Origin of the sequence: Microcoleus sp. AS-A8 (assembly GCA_039962225.1) — a bacterium.
Lineage (GTDB): Bacteria > Cyanobacteriota > Cyanobacteriia > Cyanobacteriales > Coleofasciculaceae > Allocoleopsis.
Genome location: JAMPKV010000041.1, coordinates 1 through 22483 on the forward strand (window position 1 = coordinate 1; position 22483 = coordinate 22483).

The 22483-nt window shown below is 48.3% G+C and carries 26 protein-coding genes; 10 read left to right on the forward strand and 16 right to left on the reverse strand.

Features of this window, described 5'->3' with window-relative positions; translation table 11 throughout:
• Window positions 1-57: 57 nt before the first annotated feature.
• Window positions 58-378: an NERD domain-containing protein gene (locus NDI48_30700; GenBank protein ID MEP0835538.1), complete on the reverse strand. Its 321-nt coding sequence runs from the start codon at window positions 376-378 to the stop codon at window positions 58-60.
• Between the two features lie 274 nt (window positions 379-652).
• Between NDI48_30700 and NDI48_30705 the strand changes: the two genes are divergently transcribed.
• Together NDI48_30705 and NDI48_30710 are read left to right on the forward strand one after the other, a co-directional pair.
• Entirely contained in the window at window positions 653-1375 is a 723-nt protein-coding gene (locus NDI48_30705; GenBank protein MEP0835539.1) for a ParA family protein, read from the forward strand.
• Complete coding sequence (locus NDI48_30710) at window positions 1368-1964, forward strand: ParB/RepB/Spo0J family partition protein (GenBank protein MEP0835540.1); 597 nt, start codon at window positions 1368-1370, stop codon at window positions 1962-1964. Before NDI48_30705 ends, NDI48_30710 begins: the two co-directional genes overlap by 8 nt.
• A 319-nt stretch (window positions 1965-2283) precedes the next feature.
• Here NDI48_30710 and NDI48_30715 read toward each other — a convergent pair whose 3' ends face one another.
• Window positions 2284-3150, reverse strand: coding sequence for a tyrosine-type recombinase/integrase (locus NDI48_30715; protein ID MEP0835541.1), 867 nt, complete (start codon window positions 3148-3150; stop codon window positions 2284-2286).
• A 363-nt stretch (window positions 3151-3513) separates the two neighbouring features.
• On the reverse strand, window positions 3514-4326 hold the full coding sequence (locus tag NDI48_30720; protein ID MEP0835542.1) for an MT-A70 family methyltransferase: 813 nt from the start codon (window positions 4324-4326) through the stop codon (window positions 3514-3516).
• Window positions 4327-4586: 260 nt separating this feature from the next.
• On the opposite strand from NDI48_30720, the gene NDI48_30725 reads away from it, so the two are divergent.
• On the forward strand, window positions 4587-5408 hold the full coding sequence (locus tag NDI48_30725) for a hypothetical protein (protein MEP0835543.1): 822 nt from the start codon (window positions 4587-4589) through the stop codon (window positions 5406-5408).
• 115 nt (window positions 5409-5523) lie between these two features.
• Here the strand turns inward: NDI48_30725 and NDI48_30730 are convergent, their stop codons facing one another.
• From NDI48_30730 to NDI48_30785, 12 genes are all read right to left on the reverse strand, one after another.
• A complete protein-coding gene (locus NDI48_30730; GenBank protein MEP0835544.1) occupies window positions 5524-6711 on the reverse strand; it encodes an HNH endonuclease in 1188 nt (395 codons plus the stop codon).
• A gap of 296 nt (window positions 6712-7007) precedes the next feature.
• Window positions 7008-7313 (reverse strand): helix-turn-helix domain-containing protein, encoded by a 306-nt coding sequence (locus NDI48_30735; GenBank protein MEP0835545.1) that lies wholly within the window; start codon window positions 7311-7313, stop codon window positions 7008-7010.
• Window positions 7313-8008, reverse strand: coding sequence for a hypothetical protein (locus NDI48_30740; protein ID MEP0835546.1), 696 nt, complete (start codon window positions 8006-8008; stop codon window positions 7313-7315). The genes NDI48_30735 and NDI48_30740 overlap by 1 nt, the downstream gene beginning before the upstream one ends.
• A gap of 1 nt (window position 8009) precedes the next feature.
• A complete protein-coding gene (locus NDI48_30745) occupies window positions 8010-9941 on the reverse strand; it encodes a hypothetical protein (GenBank protein MEP0835547.1) in 1932 nt (643 codons plus the stop codon).
• 105 nt (window positions 9942-10046) lie between these two features.
• Complete coding sequence (locus NDI48_30750; GenBank protein ID MEP0835548.1) at window positions 10047-10754, reverse strand: hypothetical protein; 708 nt, start codon at window positions 10752-10754, stop codon at window positions 10047-10049.
• Window positions 10755-10767: 13 nt separating this feature from the next.
• The gene (locus NDI48_30755) at window positions 10768-11226 is read right to left on the reverse strand and encodes a hypothetical protein (protein MEP0835549.1); all 459 of its coding nucleotides are present in this window, start codon (window positions 11224-11226) and stop codon (window positions 10768-10770) included.
• A gap of 36 nt (window positions 11227-11262) precedes the next feature.
• Window positions 11263-11553: a hypothetical protein gene (locus NDI48_30760; GenBank protein ID MEP0835550.1), complete on the reverse strand. Its 291-nt coding sequence runs from the start codon at window positions 11551-11553 to the stop codon at window positions 11263-11265.
• The gene (locus tag NDI48_30765; protein MEP0835551.1) at window positions 11553-11813 is read right to left on the reverse strand and encodes a hypothetical protein; all 261 of its coding nucleotides are present in this window, start codon (window positions 11811-11813) and stop codon (window positions 11553-11555) included. Before NDI48_30765 ends, NDI48_30760 begins: the two co-directional genes overlap by 1 nt.
• Entirely contained in the window at window positions 11813-12154 is a 342-nt protein-coding gene (locus NDI48_30770) for a hypothetical protein (protein MEP0835552.1), read from the reverse strand. The genes NDI48_30765 and NDI48_30770 overlap by 1 nt, the downstream gene beginning before the upstream one ends.
• A gap of 7 nt (window positions 12155-12161) precedes the next feature.
• Complete coding sequence (locus NDI48_30775) at window positions 12162-12503, reverse strand: hypothetical protein (GenBank protein ID MEP0835553.1); 342 nt, start codon at window positions 12501-12503, stop codon at window positions 12162-12164.
• A gap of 244 nt (window positions 12504-12747) precedes the next feature.
• Window positions 12748-13341, reverse strand: coding sequence for a hypothetical protein (locus tag NDI48_30780; protein MEP0835554.1), 594 nt, complete (start codon window positions 13339-13341; stop codon window positions 12748-12750).
• Window positions 13338-13688 (reverse strand): hypothetical protein, encoded by a 351-nt coding sequence (locus tag NDI48_30785; protein MEP0835555.1) that lies wholly within the window; start codon window positions 13686-13688, stop codon window positions 13338-13340. Before NDI48_30785 ends, NDI48_30780 begins: the two co-directional genes overlap by 4 nt.
• A 300-nt stretch (window positions 13689-13988) precedes the next feature.
• On the opposite strand from NDI48_30785, the gene NDI48_30790 reads away from it, so the two are divergent.
• The 5 genes from NDI48_30790 to NDI48_30810 all read left to right on the forward strand — a co-directional run bounded on the left by NDI48_30790 (window position 13989) and on the right by NDI48_30810 (window position 19621).
• Entirely contained in the window at window positions 13989-14183 is a 195-nt protein-coding gene (locus tag NDI48_30790; protein ID MEP0835556.1) for a hypothetical protein, read from the forward strand.
• Window positions 14184-14228: 45 nt separating this feature from the next.
• Entirely contained in the window at window positions 14229-14420 is a 192-nt protein-coding gene (locus NDI48_30795; protein MEP0835557.1) for a hypothetical protein, read from the forward strand.
• Entirely contained in the window at window positions 14410-14787 is a 378-nt protein-coding gene (locus tag NDI48_30800; GenBank protein MEP0835558.1) for a hypothetical protein, read from the forward strand. The genes NDI48_30795 and NDI48_30800 overlap by 11 nt, the downstream gene beginning before the upstream one ends.
• A gap of 682 nt (window positions 14788-15469) precedes the next feature.
• Complete coding sequence (locus NDI48_30805; protein MEP0835559.1) at window positions 15470-19156, forward strand: bifunctional DNA primase/polymerase; 3687 nt, start codon at window positions 15470-15472, stop codon at window positions 19154-19156.
• A gap of 48 nt (window positions 19157-19204) precedes the next feature.
• Window positions 19205-19621, forward strand: coding sequence for a hypothetical protein (locus tag NDI48_30810; protein ID MEP0835560.1), 417 nt, complete (start codon window positions 19205-19207; stop codon window positions 19619-19621).
• A gap of 6 nt (window positions 19622-19627) precedes the next feature.
• On the opposite strand, the gene NDI48_30815 is transcribed toward NDI48_30810, so the two are convergent.
• On the reverse strand, window positions 19628-19864 hold the full coding sequence (locus tag NDI48_30815) for a hypothetical protein (GenBank protein MEP0835561.1): 237 nt from the start codon (window positions 19862-19864) through the stop codon (window positions 19628-19630).
• Window positions 19865-20013: 149 nt separating this feature from the next.
• On the opposite strand from NDI48_30815, the gene NDI48_30820 reads away from it, so the two are divergent.
• A complete protein-coding gene (locus NDI48_30820; GenBank protein MEP0835562.1) occupies window positions 20014-21834 on the forward strand; it encodes a DEAD/DEAH box helicase in 1821 nt (606 codons plus the stop codon).
• The gene (locus NDI48_30825) at window positions 21834-22334 is read left to right on the forward strand and encodes a hypothetical protein (protein ID MEP0835563.1); all 501 of its coding nucleotides are present in this window, start codon (window positions 21834-21836) and stop codon (window positions 22332-22334) included. Before NDI48_30820 ends, NDI48_30825 begins: the two co-directional genes overlap by 1 nt.
• Window positions 22335-22483: the final 149 nt, after the last annotated feature.

Sequence of the window (22483 nt, forward strand, 5' to 3'; positions counted from 1 at the left end):
TAATGAGGTATGCGTGACAAGCACCAAACCATTGAGGAGCCGTGTGAAAAGAAATTTTCATGCACGGTTTTGAAGACCAGCGAGATTGGTGACAGTCTCGCTGAGTTTAATTCTGCCGTTTGTTTCCCAAGTCCAGGTTCCTGCATCGCCAAACAGCCGCCCAGGACGACTTTTAATCTCAATTAGGAAAAAACCCTGCGGAGTGAAGACAAGCAGATCAACCTCATTGATACTGCCATCCGTCGCAATAAACTCAAAATTAGACCAAGCTCGATAAGGTTCATGTGCAGGGAACTGCTGACGCACGAAGTCCAGCGCCTCCCGCTCCCACGGGAAGTTTGACTCAGTAATCGTGTTCCAGTTGCTCGAACTATTCATTCCAATCTGCACAGTGATAGACAACCATACCTAAATGTACTCTCTCAAACGGTAGTGTGTCCCCAGCAACGGGATTGAAACGAAAATGCTAAACGGTTTCCTTTGGGGAGCGCGACACTCTCCAATTAATGAATCCCGGCAACGGGATTGAAACCAACTTTTTCGGAAGAAGTACCACCGAGCGCACTTTTATCTAAGGTACAGCCAAATTTTTTTCTTGTTTTCGCAATAACTTTCTAATTCACCCCAATTAGAGCATGATACGATTTTGTGCATGACTCAGAGGCGCATTGCAGTTGCAGCTCGTAAAGGAGGCGTAGGCAAAACGACAATTGCCTGCGGTCTGGCTTCTGTTCTAGCTAGCCAGGGACAAAAGGTTTTAGTGATCGACCTTGATCCACAGTCCAATGCCGCTTATGTACTGGGTACAAATCCAACCGCACCTGGAACTGCTGAACTTCTTGCTGGGGGTTCGCCAGACCCACTCGAAGCCGCTCCAGGGCTTTACGTTTTTCCAGGTGGACCCGATCTAGCAGGACATAATATTCAGTCCTTAGACCCTGAAGATTTGGCGGATACTGTAGCACCAATGGCCTACGATGCTTTCATTTTCGACTGTCCTCCAGGAGTTGAATATCTAGAGCGTCTAGGGTTAGTTGCTGCCGAGGCGGCGCTAGTTTGCACTGATGCCCACCCCCTCGCCGTTATGGGAGCTGGGCGTGTCCTCAATGAACTAAAGCTTAGACAGCAAAAGGGACGAAGAGGAGCAAAACGATGGGCGCTAGCCCTCACTCGGATTGACTTGCGGCGCTCAATGGATCAAGCACTTGACCAACAACTGAAGAATGCTTATCCATCCGTGAATCGGCTGGTTGTGCATCAGGACTCATCTCTGGCCTGGGCCGCTGCTGAACGAGTTCCCATCATGCAGTACGATCCAAACTGCAAGGGAGCAAAAGATTTACAGGCGATCGCCAACTGGATATTAAATGGCTAGACGACGAACCAACAGCGAAACTTTATTCGCAGAAGCTACGGCTACAGCTGATGCAATCCATGAGCAGGATCAGGCAGTAGCCGTTCAAGCCGAACAGGAGCGATCGCAAAAAAACAAAATTCCCCTCGCTCAAATTCACCCTAGAGAAGCTGATACCAGACCTCTGCAACCCAAACATGTTGCTGAATTAGCGGAGTCGCTCGCGGTATTAGGATTGATTGAACCCCTTGTGGTTGACTGTAAAAGAGTTTTACTTGCGGGTGGACATCGGCTGGCGGCAATTCAAACTCTCAAAGAATCAAACCCAGAGGCTTACGCTCAACACTTTGCCAATGACTTAGTGCAGGTTCACATGATGCCGTTTGATGCTGAAGCGGAACCGGAGCGGGCACTTCAAGTAGAACTAGCAGAAAACGAGAAACGGGTTAACTACACACGCGACGAGATTGAGCGATTAGCAGAGCGCCTGCGGGCATTGGACTACCGAGACGTGAGAGGGCGTCCTCGTGAGGGAGAGAAGGCTTTAGGCCCAGCTCTAGCAGTAGCAATTGGGGTTTCCACTCGCTACGTGCGAAAAGTCTTGAGCTAGCAGCGGCACGAACAGGCTGACGAAAAAAATAGGAACTCAGATCCTATTTTTCAGAAGCAGAAGTTATTGACCAAAATCGAGTCGGCTCTAGAGGAGCTAGCCGCTCTGCCAGAGTCTGAGCCACCTACACGGGCAGAGAAGACTCTACTTAAAGCAATTCCCACCTTTCTCAAAACTGTGAGAAACAACCTTAATGAAACTCAAGTGACGATTAAGAGGCGGTGATTGTAGTAGGCAAGTTGAACTCACTTTTATGAGATAGGTAATGCGAGTAAGTGCCAGTAACTCAATGCCTAAGCCAGGAAATGCTTAAAGCACGTTACCCCGGCAAATATAAACTGCTGCTGTCGCTAGGTCTAGCGTGTAAATAGCGAGAAGTTGAGCTGACTGAGCTATGGCCCAACGTTTGCTGCACCAGATGAATCGGAGCGCCTCTATCGAGGCTGTGAGAGGCATGAGAATGTCTTAAACAATGCGGTGATACTTTCCGTTTGATGCCAGTTTTTTTAGCCGCCTCTCTGACGATAGAGTAGACAGCTATCCGCGACAAATGCCCCTCATTGTTATGCTTGCGGGAACAAAACACTGGGTCATTGTCATTCAGTTCACCACGTAGCTGCATCAGGTCAACCCATAAAGATGCTGGCATCAAAACTGTACGAGTTTTAGAGCGCTTGCCAAATACTGTAACCTGCCCACCGTTGGGGCGTGGCTGCAAGTCCTTCCATTTCAAGTCGCATAACTCGGAAACCCTCAAACCGAGTAAATAAAGCGCTCGCAAAATAGCTCGGTTACGCAGGTCAGTCTCTAAAGCAATCATCGTCATCACTTCCAGCTCGGACAGCAGCTTTTCATTTAACGTGTCTTTAGCTTTAGGAAGACTCAGCGGTACACCAACGTTAACGGGCAACACCCCCGTATGCGTAGCAAACTTAAGCAAGGATTTAACAGCCGAAAGGATTGAGCGCTGGCTAGATGCCGATAGCCCCTTTTGTGCCAGAAAATCAGCAAACGCCTGCACTTCTGCCAAACTGACCAAATGCAGTGGCTTACCGGCGAACTCTAAGAATCGTTTAGCACTGCGACGATAAAGTTCTGCTGTATGGGCACTTTTGCCATGAACCCACATATTAATTAGCTGCTCTGTGGGAGTAGTGGCCCCAGGCAATTGCACATGAAGCGTCATGAAATCGCGTTAATTCCGTCCTGTGATCCTCTCATAAACAGGCAGCACGATCGCGCAAAAAGTGCCTCTGGGAGTAAAGAATCTAACAAGACATAAATTATGTTAAGTTCACATCGCTAAACTTACCCATAAACGGCTCTACCAAAAGAGGATCAGAAAGCTTATACCGTCGGTGAGACTGTCGCTACCTACGACCTGAAAGTCAAGGAAATCTCTGGCAATCTATTCCCTTGGTGAGCCGACAGGTATTGAGCAACTTGCATTAAACACGCTTGTCAATCTTGAGCTAACCTATAATGCAGCAATACCTATCTACTCGTACATGAAAGTTGACCCGAATACGGGTTCCACCTATTGCAATAGTTATGGTGCGCCAACTGGGTTTTCCTCAACTTCCGCACCCCAAGCATCCCAACCCTCTCTCAATTCTCTAGCAAATAGCTCAATCTTAGAACCCCCCAAAGCATCACCCAACCGATTCGCAATCACGAAAAACTCTTCAGGTTTCCGACTGTGGTCAGTTCTGGGGGCGAGAATTATATTGGGAATATTGGTTAACCCCAGATGTAGAAAGCTCTTGGGTTTCCCAATAGTTGCGACAAGAAAATGCTCCGTACAGCCCCTCCCATAATGACCCATCCCAATTCTGGGTTTGATTTCATTCGATGTAGATTTCTTGGTCACCTTGAAAAGAGTGAATATAGTTTTATAGGTAAATCCCCAAGTCTCTAGGCATTGAAACCCCACAGGTAGGTGATTATTCGTCACCCACAGCAAAAGATAGGCGTTTTGTGCAGCAATTTCTCCTATAGGCAGATTGAAGATCTCCTCGTCGCTCATATTCGGGTAGGGAGTTCGGTTTCTGTGCGTCCGGTCGGTTTCTCTGAGCAAGTAAGTCCAAGGCGGGTCAGCAACGATGAGGCTGTAGTTCTTTTGGGGAATCGGCTGTAGTCCTGTTGTTGTAATGCTCTGCTTGAGATTACCCCTTTTATCTTCAGGGCTGTAGCGGACGGCTAATGTTGTGTCTACCGGTTGGACTTTTAGTGCTATTGCATTCTCTAGCTTCTGTTGTTCTGCCTCCGGTAGGTTGTGAACTTTCAGTCGAGCAAGAGCTTCCTCCCAAAATAAAGCCCGTTGTGCTAGGGAGGGCTTGAATTCTTTGATGGTTCCTTTCATAGCCAATATTTGTTGTCTTCACCTGGCCTCCTTCCCGCTTCCCAACATATAGATAAGCGTCAAGCGTTGGAGGGGCGTTTTTGTTGTTTCGTTTGCGCCAATAGATATACATCGTTACATCCAAAAATGGATACAACACCATTGTTGCACTGAAAATTAGATACAACAACGTTGTTGCACGGATATTTGAGTGCAACAAGAACTAGACATCACTGACGCTGAGTGCTATTCATACCAGTAAGCTAAAAGTAACTTTCCTCATGTCAATTAACGGGCAACATTCTCCCTCTTCTTCAGGCATCGATTCATCAGAAGCAATAGCCACCGCCATGGAATCAATCAATACTTTAGCGGTTTGGTTGCAAGACGCGGGTCTAGATCAGAGTGCTATCGCTCACTGGAAGTTCAACGCTTTAGCCCGGAAATTTCCTGACTTGGCAGATATCATTGAGGATGCCAAAAAGCTGATAAGTTCGGGTGCGCCTCTTCCCGACGTAGGGATGACTGCCACAGAAATGGCGTCAAGACTCAGTGATGATTTGGGGAAGAAAATTAAACCGGCACAAGTCAACCAGGCATTGGTTGAACTGGGATTGCAGGTGCGTCCTGAAAATGGCAAGCGCATTTGGCAGTTAACGGAGGAAGGGAATATTTATGGCTTCAGTCGCCTTGCCACATCCAAAACCAATGATTGGTCAGGGCCACAAGTGACCTGGCAGGAGTCAGTTATCCCCTTGTTAATTGATTATTTTGAATCCATCGAGGCAGAAAAGTCAGTTGGGATGGAAGTAGAAGACGCTTCTGATACAACTCCCTTTGACTCCATATCACCCGTTTTGTCAGAATCAGAATCAACATCTTGGATCATTAGCGAGCGCATCAAAGCTCTGAAAAAGAAAGTAAACTCTTCCCAACGGCTGCATATTGACATGGAAGCAGTCGAAGCCTATAAACAACGCCACGGGAAAACCCCTGCCAAAGAACAATTGAAAGGCAAATATTACGATATCTACCCAGCCTCTGATTTGGATTTAGTGGATGAGGCCATTGACCGCGTACTGAAACGCTACGCATCAAAATAGCTCATAGACAACGTGAAGCCAACGCTCCTGATGCGGAGAATTTCATCGATAGATATTGTTTAGGGTTCAGGGTCAACATGACTAGTTCTGAGACTTATAAAACAACTTGAAATCGTTAAGCATTCTTAAACCAACGACTCTCAAAAACTTGGTAATGCTTGGAGAGCGCATTAGAATTAGGTCTTTCGGTTTTACTTTTAGGTATCCTTAACGCTTGCCCAGCGATTTCCCAGTAAACGGTATTTTTTAAGACATCCGCCATCTCAACCCTATTGGTTTTGGGGTTAATACTCAGATAGTGAATATCAAATAATTTATGAATATCTACACGCAACAAAAGTCCATTGGAGGGATGGTCGGTTTTAGTCCCCAAATAAGGGATGATATGAGCCGCCTGTAAGACAGCTTCTACAGAGCAGCCCGTAATTGAGCAACACCCGCCATAAGCTTTCATTAATTGATGCTTAAACTTTTTTTGACCCGGACGATTCACAACCGCTCTCTTCCTTTTTTGCCTTTCATCTTTGATATCGTCTGGATTGAAATCTTGCTCCCCCGCTTGTTGTAAATCTTCCCAGATTTTGAGTAATTCTTGACCCAACTCACTCGCAGGAGTTTTGCCCTCCATCAGGCGCATCAAAGTGACGAAAAGCTCATCGAAGAAGACGCGGGGAGTGGGAGACGCGGGGACGCGGAGACTATTACTCCCAAAGTCCGGGGCTATTGCCCCCAAGGGTCTCTCGCCCCCACTGTATCGAAGATTCAATGGCTCGTATTCAGGTTCAGGCGGGGTTTCAATCCCTGTCTGAATAATCTCTCCGCGTCTCCCCATCTCCGCGTCTCCGCGTCCTTGAACTTTACTATCGTGGATTCCTACTGGATGGCGCTTAACGTATTCCCTGTAAATGTGAGCAAACATTGCAGAATCAATGTTTCCCCAAGAAGCCTGCGGTTTGTGGGGTCGAATACAAAACCTTGAAGCTTGTTCCTGTTTGAAAAGTTTGACCAATTCTATGGAGACGGGGTCTTGAAGTTCTTCTCCTCCTACAAGTTGGATTAATCGCTTCAGGACATCTCGTCTTTGAGCAAAGCTTAATGGATGAGTCTTGTTATATTTTTCAAAGACAATAGCCATCTCCTCCCAAATCTGAATTTCCCGGTCGGGTTGGAATTCATAACGAAAATCTTTAACCCATTTTTCTAGGGTTTCATCAATGAGATAGCCGACCTTTTGATAAAGTTTAGTCAGTCGAGAGATTTGACCAGAGGTAAGTTCACTAACAGGCTGGCTAGGGAGCACCATCTGACTCAAAGGAATTTGCTTTATTGTTACTTTCCCTGTACTTAGGTCTAATGCTTTCACTCTCCTGGTCGGCTCTTTTAAAGAAGATGTCATCTCATTTATTGGCACTTTGGTTATTCGTGTTGGGCTAGTACCATCAGCTAATTGATTGATAATGGCTCATTCCACAACACAGTCAGCTTGCCGCCTATGCTTAAAGATTGGGCGTTGACTGACTGTGTTCAAACATAGTGAAAAGAATCTTCTCAAAAAATATCAATCTGATATTGACTTTTTGAGGAATTAATGGTGTAGCTCTATTCGTCTTGATGAGGAGGACACAGTAAACTCCAAAGCCGGGGAGGAATGTCTTGGTTGTGTTCTAGCAAAAAATCCACTAGGGCGAGATGGCGCAAATCGGTGCTCGTGGGACGGCGATAATTGCGCCCGCGTGAGAACCAGAACCGCACATGAGATACAGAGCGATTGCATATTAAAGCGATTTGCTCGTAAGTTAAAGACCACTTGCTGTGGAATCGTTGGGGGGACATGCCTAGCTGGCAGCGACTGTAGAATTCCATCAGATTGAGTTCCCTTTGATTCAGAGGACGGGGGTTGGTCATCAAGCCACCTCTTCATATGTGAGGACACGGGGACACGGAGACACGGGGACGCGGAGCGTTTGAAGTAGCTCTTGCCCCGTCTGAATCTTCGATGAAGAGGCTTGAAGTTGGGCGGGGTCACAATCCCTGTCCAATTTCTGTCCCCGCGTAATAGCGTCTCCCCCTCTCCGCGTCTCTTCAAGAGGTTCCACATCCTCTTGCCAAGCGCTATCTACTTTTACCCAAGCAGCACTGGGCGAGTGTGAGTCGAGGAGGATAATGTATTTCCAGCTCCAACGGCACAAATGGGGGGCGTAGGCATAAAAGCGCCCAATGGCAATACCCCAATCAATACCTCCTTGCGCTGGATTCCAACGTAGGCTTTCCCCATCTTTGTAGCAGGGTATGGCGTTTTCTTTGAAGTGAATGGGCAGCTCTTTTGAGGACGGTTGGATTTCTTGGAGGAGTACCTCAAAGAAGTCAGATTCCAGCGCTTGATAATAATTATCGAGGAGCTTTGAGTTGAGGTTATTTGTTAGCTGCTGAATCAGGAAAGCAATCAAGTTCTCTTGGTCTTGTTCTTCCACATATTTCCCCGGATTCAAGTCCCTTAGTTTAGCCAACAATTCTTTAATTCCAAAATCACTAAGAGCTTGTTGGTATCCCCGCTGATAAGCGGTTGATGAGTGAACCGCTTGGGAATTAAGTTGATTCATTTTATTTTTCCTCATCTCCTGTTAGCTCTTTATACTCAGCTACAGCCTCTTTGTAGGCTTTACTTTCTCCGGGTTTGGCTGACCACAACACCTCAATCATTTTGGTCTGGCTCATTTCAGAACGCAGGCGCAATACTAGAACTCTTGCCTCCATCCATGGCAGTTTCAGAGGAGTGAAACGTTTCGCTGAAATCTCATCCTGTTCGCTGAAATGATTATCTGTTGGAGGTTTCAGCGTTTCAGCCGTCGTTTCAGTTCTTTCGGCTGTTTCGGGGGATTCCTTATGGGTTTCCGGAGTATCTGAAATGCCTTTGACGAGTCCTTCTAATTGGGCACGTAGCTGAGTATCGTTTGTTGAATTCGGCAGTTGGTAGTTAGGCACGGGATGCCAGGAATCGGTGCGAGAGTAGTAAAACACTCGTCCTGTGGCTTTCATCAATCGGGCAATTTTATCTTCAAGTCCAGCGGGAACAAATGAGGCGGATACGGCAAGAGGATATAGATGAATTGAGGCTTTGTTCAGCAGAAACACTCGTTGAAAAGTGACCAGGGCGGCTTTGGTTTTGAAGCCTATGTCCGAGACGTAAGGGGATTGAGTGATGACCCAAGCAAAGCGACCTAATCCTAAATCGGGATTGACTTCTCCGGATGAACAAATTCCCACAATGAAGTCTTTGAGCCGGGTCATAAATGTCCCTGCACATTTTTGATTGAGTGTGACAAATTCGTCAATGATGAGAAGTTTGCGATAGCTTAAAGAGCTGTTAAATCGGGTCAGGTGTTCGGTGAAGACTTCAATCGCTTCCTCTACATCTACGTCAAAAGGACGTAAATCAAAGTGACATCGTTTATCGATGTCGATTCTCTTCCAGTAATCTCGTTCCGTTGGCTCATCTTTGGGGTCAATCAGCCAGATTTCTAAGTCGGGGTGCAGTTGCCTCAGATGTGCTATTGCCATTGACACCACTATCCCTTTGCCTACACGAGGAGAGGCGGCGATGATGGTGGACTTGGGAACAGAGGCCATCTCTAGCGCAATGTCTACAGGGGCTGGTGATGACCCTTGAACAATGGGCGTCGTTTGTTGAGGGGTGGGTAATTCTTGGGGGTAAACCTTTCTTATAGGTTCTTCAGCCACCTGGTCTAAAGTGACACTAGAGGAAGGAGTGTCAATTGTTCCAATAGTGGAGGGTAGCTCAGCTACAGAGGTTTCTGGTAGTTTTTCAATTGGAGTGGGTGGAATCCCCGCCGGTGGTGTAACTACACGCACCTGGTGTTCCTGAATCGCTTGCACTTGGTGATAATTAATCCTTGGGTCGGCGGTGACTGTCGCCAAGTGGCTGGTCAGTTGGTCAATACCGGGGAATGACCCTTTTAAGTTGAAAAACCAGTCATAGAGCCAACGGTAGGCATAAAATCGCTTTCCTGGTTCTATCCTGCTGAGGTACTCACTCAAGACGTGGGCATGTTCCTTCAACATGCAAAACTCGTAGCGCTCAAATGGATCTAAGTGAAACATCAGGTCTACGAGTTCGTTAGAGTTAGCGAACCAGTCTTGTCGCGCTATTGAGTCCCCCATGGCGGAGAGAAACTCCAAAAAATTACCCCGCACAAAGGGGATAGGGGCGAATTGGTGGGAGGCATTTATGTCTTGAGCGACGGCCCACACATACCCCACACCTGCTACTAGGACACCGACTGGAGCTAGGGGACTTGTGGCATAACAGATGGCTCCAACGGCACTACCTGCTAATGTAATCAGCTTGGCGAGATTCATGCCTGTCCTTTCTTCTTTTGCCCTGACTAATAACTGCTCCTGTCTCTCTACTAACCAAGCGGCTACATTACCGGCTTCCAAATGCTCAATGGATGGATAATCACGGCGTAAGCGTTGAGTTTCTGTTGTGGTTAAACTGGGAATTTCTGTGTCCATGAAAACCTCCTTTAAAAACCCCTGCTAGAATGTTCTGGCAGGGGTAATTTTTGTGTTTAAAACTCCCCTGTGTGGGGTTTATTCATCGGAATGTTTCCAGATGTGTTAGCCAATTTCACCAGCCATCATGGTGCCAAGGTTATAAACTAAACAGGCGAGTATCAGGCCGGGGTTGGTATATTTAAAAGGCCAGCGACTAAGGGTTGTTGTGGTAATATCAAACACCCAGAAGAACAGGGCAATTAGTCCGCCGGATTGGCGTTTTCTCATGCCGGCTCTCTTGTACTGTCCCCACAAGGCTCGTGTTAGGTCAATGGTGTTTTTGGGCTTTTCAGGTAGGGTGTACTGTTTGGCTTCTTCAAATTCTTTTTTTGCCTCGGATGGTGGCTTGCCACGTAATGTTTTGGCTTCCTGGGTTTGAATCAGAGCGCTGATAGCCAGAGAGATCCAAAATAGGGGGTTAAAGGGCAGGATTAACCAGCCTGTCCAGCCTATCCATTGAGTCTCGAACCAGGGAAAGATTGGCACCCCTTGGAAGAAGGTTTGCCAGATTCCATCGGTGCTTAATAGAGTGCCAATCGCAAAGCCGAAAAAGCCGAGAATCTTGCGTCCTGAACCGTTGCGTTCTAAGAATTGAGCGAAAAGGGCGGCTATAAAGGAGGCGGGGATGGCTATGATGTCAACGACCCACCGAGCTAGGATTTCTGCCCAGTCACTCCAGGTTTGATGTTGATAATCTTGTTCTTGTGGGTTCTCCGTTTTCCCCATCGGTGTGGTCTTTTCAGTGGGGATTTTTCCTGTGTTCGTTTGCATGGGTATTCTCTAATTACTTCACGGGGACGTTGTTGCAGATGTTTTGATAGAAGTGTTTCCACAACCATTTCCGGGCTTGGATTTTGCCGATACAAATGCCGGCTGAGTCGTAGACAAAAACAATTTCGTCTTTGAGGAATCCTGTGGTGTTGGGGTTGGGATTCCATTTTGTATTGTCGTAGTAGTCCCTAATTTTGAGCTTGTCTCCTGAGGGCAAGAGTCCGGTTTGTTTGAGCTTGTCGGCTGTTTGTTTTTTCTGTTCGATTTTGATTCTTTCTAAGTCTTCGCTGGCTTCAATTTCTGCCTTTTGTTGGGCGGCTTCTGTTTCTAGAAGAGTGGTTGAGTTGAAGGTGTGAAATTGAGAGGGAAGTTTGAGAAGGATTGGGGAGGCAATGAGGAATAATCCGACAATTCCGAGTGTGGCTTGTTTTTGATATTTATTGGGTCGGGTGCCCATTTCAACCTCTTTCATGGATGCCCCTGGTCGCACTCCAGAGGGGCGTATTAACTACTCGCTTTCTGTACACCAGTACCCCATCTCACACAGGCGGTCGTAGACTTCGAAGGCGGCCATTCGGAGTGGGTTATCGATGTCGGGGCTTATTAGGTCGAAGCGGTTCTCTCCGAAGGCGAGGATGTTGGCGATATCGGCATCCAAGCCTAGGGCGAGGAACTGTCCAAAGGCTAATGAGTAGTCGTGCTGGTCAATGCTTTCGTGAGAAGCTAAAAACTCGTGGCCTGTGTATGGGGGGTAGAGTTCGTTAGAGTCATCCGAGATGCGGTAATCGTAATCGAGCATTACGCCACCTCCCATTCGTTGTCGTCGGGGCAGTAGATAGAACCTCCAACGGCTTCGTAACGTTGCTCTAAGGCCGCCCACGCTTCGCACTGGCGGAATTCTTCTAGCAGTCTGTGGCAAATCTCTAGAGTCTCTCCGTTGTCTAAGAACCCCCATTGAGTGGCCGCTGCGTTATCAACGGCGGTATATCGCTCCAAAAAATCGGCTACGTCGGCGATGGTGCGGTGAAGGGTTGAGGCTGAAACTTCAAGGTGTGTCATCAACCTACCTCCTGTGTGTACCGCAGTTGTGCTATCAAGCCTTCACACAGTCCCAATAAGGCGTCTCGCGATAAGGTATCGAGGGAGGGTAAAGTGTCGGTCAGTTCATCGCTAACGGTGGTACAAGGTAGTTCCTGGTACGTGTCGAGATGACCCCAATCCTCCTCTGTTTCGTTCGTCTCTTGAAAAGCTAGGTTCGTTGCGAGTGTCGCTAACAGGATGAGTTTTTCGTAATTCTCCAACATGACGAGTCGGGAGCCAAATTTATCTACTAGTTCTTCAAGTGGAGTTTCTCCCGAAGCGTAGAACGGGAGTGGATGAGCTGATGTGGAAAATGTCATGATTAGTTCAAGTCCTTACGATTAGCGTGTCGGTCGTTGGGATAGAGCTAGCACCGGAGCCGGTCAAACTTTTGGTGCTGGCTTTACCCGTAATCTTGTCTATTACCTCTCCGTAGAGCTGTTGTTGATGCTGGCGGTAACGTTCTTGTCGCAGCTCTCGACGGGCAACGCAATACCGTTGACGCAGAGAATCTGAAACTTTGTCAACTGATTCCCACTGCTCCAGCCACTCACGGATAGCTTCGTAGTCTCCCGAAAAAAGCAGGGACTCTACTTGAGCTGCTCGTGCTGAGGTTTGCTTTTCAAGTTCGTTTTTTAGCTGGGAAGCCCAGTCTGATAGTTGGGTCATTCTTTTTCGTCTCGTGAAGTTATGAGCAATCGCCAGTCGCGCCATTCCTAAAATTTCCAAGGTGATGTGGGCTTAAATTTTCCAAATAAAACCCAATTCGATGAGCATTCAAGAAAATAGTTGAGGCGGTCAATTAACTGCATTTTATGTTCTCCTGACGAGGTCGGTAATTGGTGGATTTTTTGAAGTTCCTGCTGGTAATGGAGGCGCAGAGCTTGCTCGGTTTTAAGTACCTCGATTAGCTCTACCAAGCTGTCGCTGCTGCAACGGCATTGGTCAAGTTGGTTGGGTTCATTACTGCGGCGGCTGAGAGTTTTTTTACGAGTTCTTCGTTGCTCAGCAGTCCAGCCTCCGTTGCCAGCTTTTCAATATCCACATTGGTATTTTGTTGCGCCTGTATCATCTGGATGAATTTCTCGGTATTAGCTGCCCGCAGTTGATTTTGTTGCCGTAGAAGTCCAAGCCAGTAGGCGTTTTCTAGAAAGGCAGCGTCAAGGCGGCCTTTATCAAAGGTCATTTGGGAGAGGGTTTCTAAGGCACCTCGACTAATCTCTAATCCGGTCTCTTTTGCTATTTGCAAGCCCTGGTTTGTAACAACAGTCATCGCTCCATCAGGTGCCTGGTAGGAGCTGTTAGTGTTGGTGTTTTCGCTCTGGGGTGGGGTGGCGGGGAGTCCGGCAAGGGAACTGGCAAAAACTGTGACGTGGTTTTTCACCGATTCAACTTGTTCTTCTGTTAATTCTGGCACTTCTGGGTCAATTCCCAAATCTAACAATAAAGCATCAAACTCTTCGCTGTCTTTGAAACCGAATTTATCCATGACTTGGGGTTTATTCATGAGGCTTGTTTCTCCTGTTTGCGGAGTTCAAAAAATGTGCGGAAGCTGAAATCGTAAGGGTGAGCTTTGACGTACTTCTCGATTAGGGATTCGTCTCGATAAATTCTCTTTAGCTCTTTGAGTCTGAGCAAAACCCAGAAGCGGTACGGGCTTAGCGGTGCTTGTTCCTTCGACCCCGATTGCTCGAAATGCATTCGGTAGTTGTCAATGTGATTCCGAGCGCATTTGTCCCATTTTGTCAGGGTGTTGCGGTGGATTCCGAGGAATCGTGCCGCTTCACCCTTGCGAATGGGGATATCAAGGAATTGTCCACACCGCCTAACCCTCATGGTTGAAGGGGAAGGCATGGTTGCGTATGCGTCCTGTTGTGCAAAAAATCTGATTGTGCAAGCGGGTTTGCTTTTAGGTGTGCAGCTTTTTCCATCACTCTCCCAGAACCTAATCCGGACAACCGTCTTAGCGGTTTTATCTGGGGGTTTGTGCTAGGTGTGTGCTGCCTTGTTTGCTTCCCTTTTCCTGCCTATGTGAGCTATAGTATCCACTGGTGCGTCACCTTGTCAACAGGTGTCTAGAAATTCCTTCAGTACGCCAATAGAAGCCATAATTGATAGAATATTGCGCTCTGTGGACACTCTTAGATACCTGCCATGCCTTCTGACAAGCCTCGTATAACACTGCGAATAGAGCCTGAAGATATGGAATATTTGGAAAAGTGGGCTAAAGAAGAATTCCTAACAGTTCCGCAGATAGCAAGAGTAATTGTGAAACGGGCGATCGCAGCCAGAGCAAAAAATGAACAACCTCCCACCTCTGGCACCAGCGCCAAAGGCACCAGGAGCTAAGGCAGGGAGAAGAAGGCAGGGGGTGAGGAGTGAAGAGCGAGCGCAATGACCTACAGTGAAGAACCGACTCAGTACAACGTTCACTCAGCCGTAGACGAAGAACATTGTTTGGAGATGGAATCTAAGTATGGCTGGACTCTCGTAGATGTCGTGCCAACGAAAGATCCAATACTCAAAGTGGATTGCATATTCGAGGGCGAACAAACTTCATTTGAGGACACCCGTTATGGTGACTAGAGCCAAAAACTGGATTGTGTATAGAACAGACAGCGCCAGCGGTCCAGGTTGGGAAGAGAGACTATTGATGCCTAGAGGGAGCCTAACAGATATCCTTTGGGAGCATCGAACGAACTCTCTTCAACTACCAAAAGTCGGTGACAGAGTACAAAGGTTTAAAAACTTGGAAGACCCAGGTAACGGTGCGACTCATGCTTCATCTGATGATTGGATTGTGACAGAGGTTCACGAATTCGCTTCGCCCACTACGGATATGCGGGTTGTGATTTGTTTGTGTGAATATTCACCCATTAAAACCGAATGGCGAGAGCTGAAGCGCGGTAAACCAGTGGACGAGATGCTTGAAGGAATGAAGGTAGGGCAGTGACTGAGACACCAGGCGTTTACAAAATTCCCCCCAAACCCAGCAAGAGAAACCCAGCTACTCAGCTTGTCGCCTGAGGCAAAAAAGGCAGACCGGAGATGAGAGTGAGGACAGAAGGCAGAAGGAAATAGTTCCTCCCGCCGAAACGTAAATATTTATGGCGAATATCAACTTGTGAAGAGGCGATTTGGTTAGCCTTTACGGCCTCCTGAGAGGCGTTCGCGCCCAGGAGCATCTACTCGAAACTAGTATGAATCTTCCGGAAAAAATAGCGTAAACTTGGGGGCAATTAATCTCTCATCAGGGATTGATTCAACCACGAGCGCTGAAACTTGGGGTGGATTCATCCAAAGTTGCTCACAATCCACACCATTGATCCGCGTAATCTTCAAGGAGGTAAGAAGTACTGATAGTCGAAAAAAAAGTCCGGCTGGCACAATGCGAATGGTATGAAGCGGCTCTAAATTAGGGTTCCACCCCTAACACCAACAACAACCCTCGAAGGCTTCCAACCGGAGAGACCAATAAAAAGTAATTATCCTTACAAGGTAACAGACCCGCTTAGGAAACTCCAGAAGCAACGTGCCGATTGTCCCTCTCACAAGGCCAAACGGCATATGAATCATAAAAAAGTTGCAGACAAACTCGATAAAGCACTAGCGCGGTCAAACAAGGGGGTTGAAGCATGAATTCCCCCCTGTGTCAAGAATGGAAAATTTTCTTTCGAGTGCCAAACGCCAAAGCGCTCGCTGCTGGTCTCAAGGATATCCCTGCTCATTGGTCGCTTACGCCACTGCAAGACAAGTCGCCAAGACGCGATAACTGGCAGACCGAACCATTCATCCCTCACAGCACCATTGCAGATTTAATCCTGCATGGAGAGCAGAAACTCAGCAAGAGAGGGAAAAAATACCGGGCTTACTCGTCTGGATTTGGACTCCGGACTGGGGAGGCGTCAGGTGGGTTACTCGCGCTCGACGTGGATGGCTCCAGTGTTCAGCCGCTGCTGGATACAATAAGCGGCGGGGACATCCCTTTAACGCCTAGCTGGACATCTGGGAAGCAGGGACGCTATCAACTGGTGTTTCAGATACCCGACAATATTCGAGAGCAGCTCAAGGATTTCAATCGCGCTGTTTTGACCGAATGGGGAGATTTACAAACTGCCAGGGATGAAAACGGCAAGCCCACCGAACTTCTGGAATTCCGTTACAACAAATCCCAAAGTTGCCTTCCACCATCGCGACACCCAAGTACCGGGACTTACTACTGGATTAACAATCCCATCAACGTACCCGTTGCAATCGCACCACAGTGGTTATGCGAATTGCTGCTCTCCCTCGCGACTCAGACAAAAGAGAAGAGCGAGGGAAAGCAGAAATTAGATAAGGAACGCTTTGAACAAAGACGAGTTAAAGATCAGAATCATCGGAAAACTGAGCGTCGCACAACTCTAGTCGATTTTCTTGAATCTTCGGTTCTGCCAAAACTGTCGCCCGAACAAATTTATAACTGGGAGGGGCACAACTTCCAGTATCTTGGCAAGACTTTGAAAGGTGCCCCACCTTGGAGAGCATCAGCCAGTGGCACATCATTTCATGTTTGGTGGGATGGTGAACAATGGGCGTGGCAAGACAAGGCGCTCGGCGACGGTGGTGGGGCTGTTCAATATCGGTGGAAGTTGGGAGGTGGTTATGGGACGCCACGAGGGAAAGATTTCGCGGATATCGTGGCGGAATTAGCTGCTGACGCTGGCTTACAATTACCGGATCGCCCTCACGATACTGTTCACGAACCCGACTCTGAACTTTACGCGGAATACGTGCAAGAGGTAGAGGAAGAGGAGAGGGTAGCGCGAGCACAATACTCATTCCGTCAGCGGGAACTCGAAGATCAACAGCGGGAACTCGAAGATGCCAATCAAGCACGCACCTTCAAAAATTGGGTAAGCAGCCAGGTTCAGCGACAAGCTAAGCGTTTAGCGAACTGGTCGAAGAGTCTGATTGGGCAAGGAAAAAACCCAAAGCCTGTCCCGGCTGCTGCAAATCCGGCTAGGGGTGGCAATTACATTTCTTCCCTTGCCGATATTCGAGATCCAGAAGTGTACCGAAATGAGGGCGCTCCTCTGCTGTTATACCCGCCAGGTGAAATGGCGGCGGTGTGGCAAAGAGCCAGATTTCAAGGATACAAAGCGGTTTTCGACGTTTCGTTGATGGGCACAGGGAAATCCGAAATAGCGGGTCGCCAGAACATCGAAAATTGGTTCCTTCGGCCTGATCAGGGCACAGACTCAAAGCAACGTCTAGCCTATTTCTCCCAAAGTGGCGAGAATACCACAGCCCCTAGTTTGGAGGGTTGGACTCCCGTTACCCGGATGCACAATGGTCTTGTCAAGCGACCCGACAAACTCACGGGTGGGGGAAATCCGTTTATCGAACGTCCCAAATTGGGAGAAACCCCTACGATTCCCGGCAACTGCTGGGCTACTAGCTTACACCACCTGCTAGGGGGAAAGAATATTGGGCACGGTGGCTCTCACGCTCTTAAAGATGGCGATTCAAATCCCATTTGCAACCTATGCAGCGAGCGCGATAACTGCAAGTCGGGCAGTGCAGGGCGTCAACCTTCTGGGTTCAAAGGGCAAATGAAACAAGCCTTGAAGCAAACGAGACTCAAAGGCACATTAACAGGTTTCCCCAGTGAGCATAACTTTGAGATTGTGGCCTTCATTGATGAGGCTGGGGCAACAATCCAGGATACCTTGGATATAGAGGCGTCTCTCGCCGACGTTAACAAAGAGTTCTTCAGGTTATGGCAATATTCCAAGGAGCTTTACGACGCTTTCAGCTTCATCCAGGGGATACTGAGTCTTTATCTGTCGGAAGAGCACCAGCCTCATTATGGGTATGACTTTGCAAGCATCAAGTCTTGGTTCGCCGAGCATAACCTGGATAGCTTTGAATTCGAGTGGGCACTACGCAAACTAGAGGAACTGACCTGCTCTCAAATTCAGCAAGAATTACGAGCGCTCAAAGCCCACCAAACCGAAGATGAATTTAAGGAACTCATCACTCTAAACTGGTTAATACCTTTCTGTCAAGTAATGTCGGGGTCGCGACCAGGATCGGTGAGAGTTGTGAACAACCGAGTCATCGTTACAATTAAAAATGATCGCGAAGTTGACCTAATCCGTTCGTTCGACTTCAGAGTATTTTTGGATGCAACAGGCGATCGCCACGAGCTTGCCGAGAAACTAGGCTACGAGCCTTGGGAAATTCTGTGGGTGATGCAAGCCCCCAGCAGGGATGTGTTCTCAAATTTGCGTGTTGTTCAGACTACGGGGTTGGGTAAGTGCGGGAAAGACCGCAGGAACTTAGCCCAGAAGCGCATAGATGCCGTTGAAACAGCAATTGAGGATTGGTTGCTAGACGATGCACATAACCCCACCCTAGAGGCTGTAATCGGCAAAAGGAAGGAGATCTTCCCGAATGGGGTTGACCCAGAGAAAATAGCCTATTTGCGTCACCTGCGCTATCGAAATGCTGGTGAACTTTACTACTTCGGTGGCTCGAATGGGGAACGCGGGTCAAATGCCGCTGCTGATTGCCAAGCGCTGATCATGGAAGGCTTCCCTCGTGAAAATATCGGCTCAGCTTTAGCCCGATACCACACGCTGTACAAATCTGATGTAAGCGCGGACAACGCGGACTTCCAAGCTTGGTACAACCGCCAGACCACAGATAAAGTATTTCAGGGAATTGGGCGCAATCGTTTTACCAGGCGAAAAGAAATAACCATCCCCACCTTTATCATTGGCGATGGCGATTTATCAGACCTTACCTCGCGTTACGGGTTGACGATTGAGCAGATTGATGCTTTCCAGATTTGCCCGGAAGCGGGCACCTCCACTCAACTTAACGGCTGGAAGATTCTCAAGGCGATTGAGGAATTAAGAAATGAAGTTTCCAAAGTGCTTCAGCGACAAGTCAGCGATTTGACCCACTTGGGGCAATCTACCATTTCTGAATTTGCCCAACTGGTAGGCGGATGGAAGCCCCTTATCAAAATATCGGAAGTGTTATTTAGGGGTATATATAACACTTCCGATATTTCTGAATTGCCCGAATTGACCGAGAAAGAGCGGTCAATCCTAGACGAATATATGCCCCTATTCCTATTTCTGGATATCCCCCCGGAAGAAGTGGGGCATGAGCTGCGAGACATTATCAGTGTTTCGGGCTTGGATAGCTTTTTGAGGATTGTTGGAGCTGCCCCACTCCGCATTCAAATCAGGATGCTGGCGATCATGATGCAGGGACTTCCTCTTGCTTCCATCAATGATCTAATAGCGTTAATGGAAGGTATACCGTGATCCCAGCATCAGAAGAACCTCAACGATATACACAAATAAGGGAAGGATATGGGCAGAGTAGCAAAGCACAGGAAGAGTCGAAAGGAGACAAGGCGTCCAAATCCGCAATGGCAGCAAGAGTTCACTCAAGAAGAACAGGAGAAATTTAGGAATTGGGTCGCAAGACTTGATCGAGGAATGATCTGGGATGTTAGCGCGGCAATTACAACAAGTTTTGAGCATCCAGAACCCGGATTCGTTTCCGTTGTGTACTCGGGTGGCATGACCGGGATTGGCTTTGTCTCGGCAGAAGAAGTATCAGCCGAGCAATTTTCACCAGAGGAATGGCAATGGTTGCGTCACCACCTCTACGCAACTAACCGCAAAGCTTGGCGAATTTCATTAGATGAAGAAACTTGTTGGCAGTGTTTGGAATACGTGGAAATGCACGCAATCCGGCACTTTTTAGCGGAGGTTATGGATTGAAATGGCTCACGGTGTATCTGATGCGGTGCTAGTAGCGATCGCCGTCACCCCCTCTCTACCCAACTTCTCCAATAACTCACTCACCGACTTGTACCCCGACGCCTCAGCCAACTGCTGCAACCCCTCCCACCCCGTGGGAGTGACAGTAACTTGGTGAACCTTCTTGAGTTCCCCAAACCTGGGAGAGGAACCGGGTTCCAGGTTAGCTCGGCTATTGGGGTGGGTTCCTCGCTTCGTGGACATGGTTTTTATGATCTCCTGACGATTCCCATTATCCCTCATAGTCCAGAAAACTTGATTCAGACTATGATGGATAATAGCGATACACAACAGCACAAAAAGACCCCTGCACCAACAGGGGCAACCAATCAAAAATTTTTGCAGGTTCAATCATGACACAACTGGAGCTTATAGAGCCTCCAACGACAATAATCAGGGCAGGTTTTGAGTTACGGGACTACCAAAAACAGGCTATTGCCCAAACTTACCGCCTAATCCGTTCTGGCATCCGGTCGCTGCTACTGGTTGCACCAACCGGAGCGGGTAAGACCTGTATCGGGTCCCGCATCGTTAACGATGCCGTTACAAGGGGACGCCGGGTGCTGTTTCTGGTACACCGCGACCCACTGGTGCCCCAGACTCAAGATGAGTTGTTAAACTATGGTATCGAGGCGGGAATCATCAAAGCCGGTTATCGAGAAAATCGTGAACTGCCCGTTCAAATTGCTTCAATCCAGTCCCTAGCCCGTCGCGACTTACCGAAAGATATCGGCTTGGTGATTGTTGATGAGTGCCACACCGTGGGATGGTATCAGGCGTTTCAGGAAGTCAAAGAAGCCTATTCCCCTTGTGGAGTGCCAGCGTTGGGGAAAACCATCTACATCGGGTTAACAGGCTCTCCTTGGCGAAGCAAGCCAAAGGAACATTTTGGAGAACACTTCGAGGCCATTATAAGAGTCCCTGGTGTCGAATCCCCAGAAGATGAAAAGAAATTTCTCACGGTTCGACTGATTGAACGAGGGTTCTTAGTCCCACCGCGTAACTTTGGCTGGGGTGGCTACTTCCGGGCCGACCTGCTGGAAAAACAGGATGGGGAGTTCTCGCAGAAGTCGATTGAGGCGGCAGTGAGTCACCCCGACTTCAACCCCAAAGTTGTGGAGAAGTTTTTAGAGGTCTGTTCCGAGCGCACCGGGATTGTCTTCTGTGCCTCGGTCAACCAGTCCCGCGAACTAACTGTCCTGTTTAACGCGGCTGGTGTGAGGTGCTCCCACATCGAAGCCGATACTCCACACGAGGTCAGGCGGGGAATGTATGAGCGGTTGAGAACGGGGCAAACCCAGTTACTTTCCAGTGTGGGCACGCTCACCGAAGGGTTCAACGTCAAGAATATATCAGCTATTGTCCTGGCCCGTCCTACCGCGTCAGAGGCGCTGTTGATTCAAATGTGTGGACGTGGGTTGAGGCTGTTCCCAGGAAAGCAGGACTGCTTCCTGTTGGATTTCTGCCAGAACTTCAAGCGCCTACGTTTTATTACGTCAAGGCGAGAGATAACTTTGTGTCCCCGTCCGCCGAAGCCTGTGATCGGAGGCAAAGAATGCCCCTCTTGCGGTGCGGCAGTTCCCAACTTTATCATGGTATGTCCGGATTGCGGGTATGAGTTCCCCCCTGGTGCTGGGGACTCCTTGTCCGCAGAGATGCCTCTGGCGTTTGGCGAAGTCCTCAGTCCCGATGATTTGGAGAAGTTTCGTTACCTGCGAGCGCAGCTATCCCGCAGCTATACCACCCAGAAAACCCCCGATCGCGTGTTTGCTCTGTTCCGCAACCGCTACGGACACTTCCCCCCCAACGATTGGCATTTGGGCGCAGTATTCAAGGGCGCTTGCACGAAGATCGAGCAGCAGTACTACTTAATCTTTCTTAAGGCTGTTAGTCCTAAGGCTACTCCACAATGGCTCGAATTCCACATGAAGCTTGAATTTGGATTTCCCGACAAATCCTACCGCCTCAGCAATGGAGAGGATTATAAACCCCCAGCGCTTGACCTAAACGAGTTGGAATGGTGGGAGGTTCTAGGGTGCAAACCTCTATCTGACTGGGAGACAATTAAAGCTAAGTATAAGAGAGCGATGGAGAGATGCCACGACTACGACGACGAAGCCAAGCTAATCAATTTGGCACTGGAGCAAGCTAAGGCAGCTAGGAAGGTAGCTTAATGGAGACATTAATCCGTGACGCTTTGAAGGACTTCGACACGTTTAAGGAGCTGACCGAGACCATTCCGCTCGAAGTGCTTAATGCCGAAGCTTCAGCGCTAGCATTAAGCCAGCAGCAAATCTTTCAAGAGTTTAGCCATCGCCTCGCCGCTCATTACTTAGCAGACAGGGTGCGGACTTGTACGACCTGGGAAGAAATTGAGGCGGCTATTGCCTCTGACCCGACACACAAAAATGAAGCCTGGGCGCTGCTCACAATGGATGAGAAAGAACTCATCAAGGCCCTCAGGATAGCAGCAGCTCAACCTATAGACCCCAACTGTGAATCATTGGTAGGCAAGCGAGTTTTTGTCACGGAGGGACGCTACCGCGCTTCGGGAGAGGGGATTGTTGAATGCGATCGCGGCTATGGCACCCTCAGAGGTTTAGAGGTTAGGTTTCCCAATGGACGGATTCAGTTTTGTTCTCTTGAGGATGCTCGCGTTGCTTTCTCGAATTAGGGAGTATTTTTGGGTATTGTATCAACACCCCTCAAGCCGACTCTATCAATTCCCTCGTTTTGAAAAACGGGTAATTCTTATTCTAAATCCAGGCGACACAGTGGTTGGTGAATTCGCCAGTCAACAGGCACGCCTTCGCAATAGCTGGA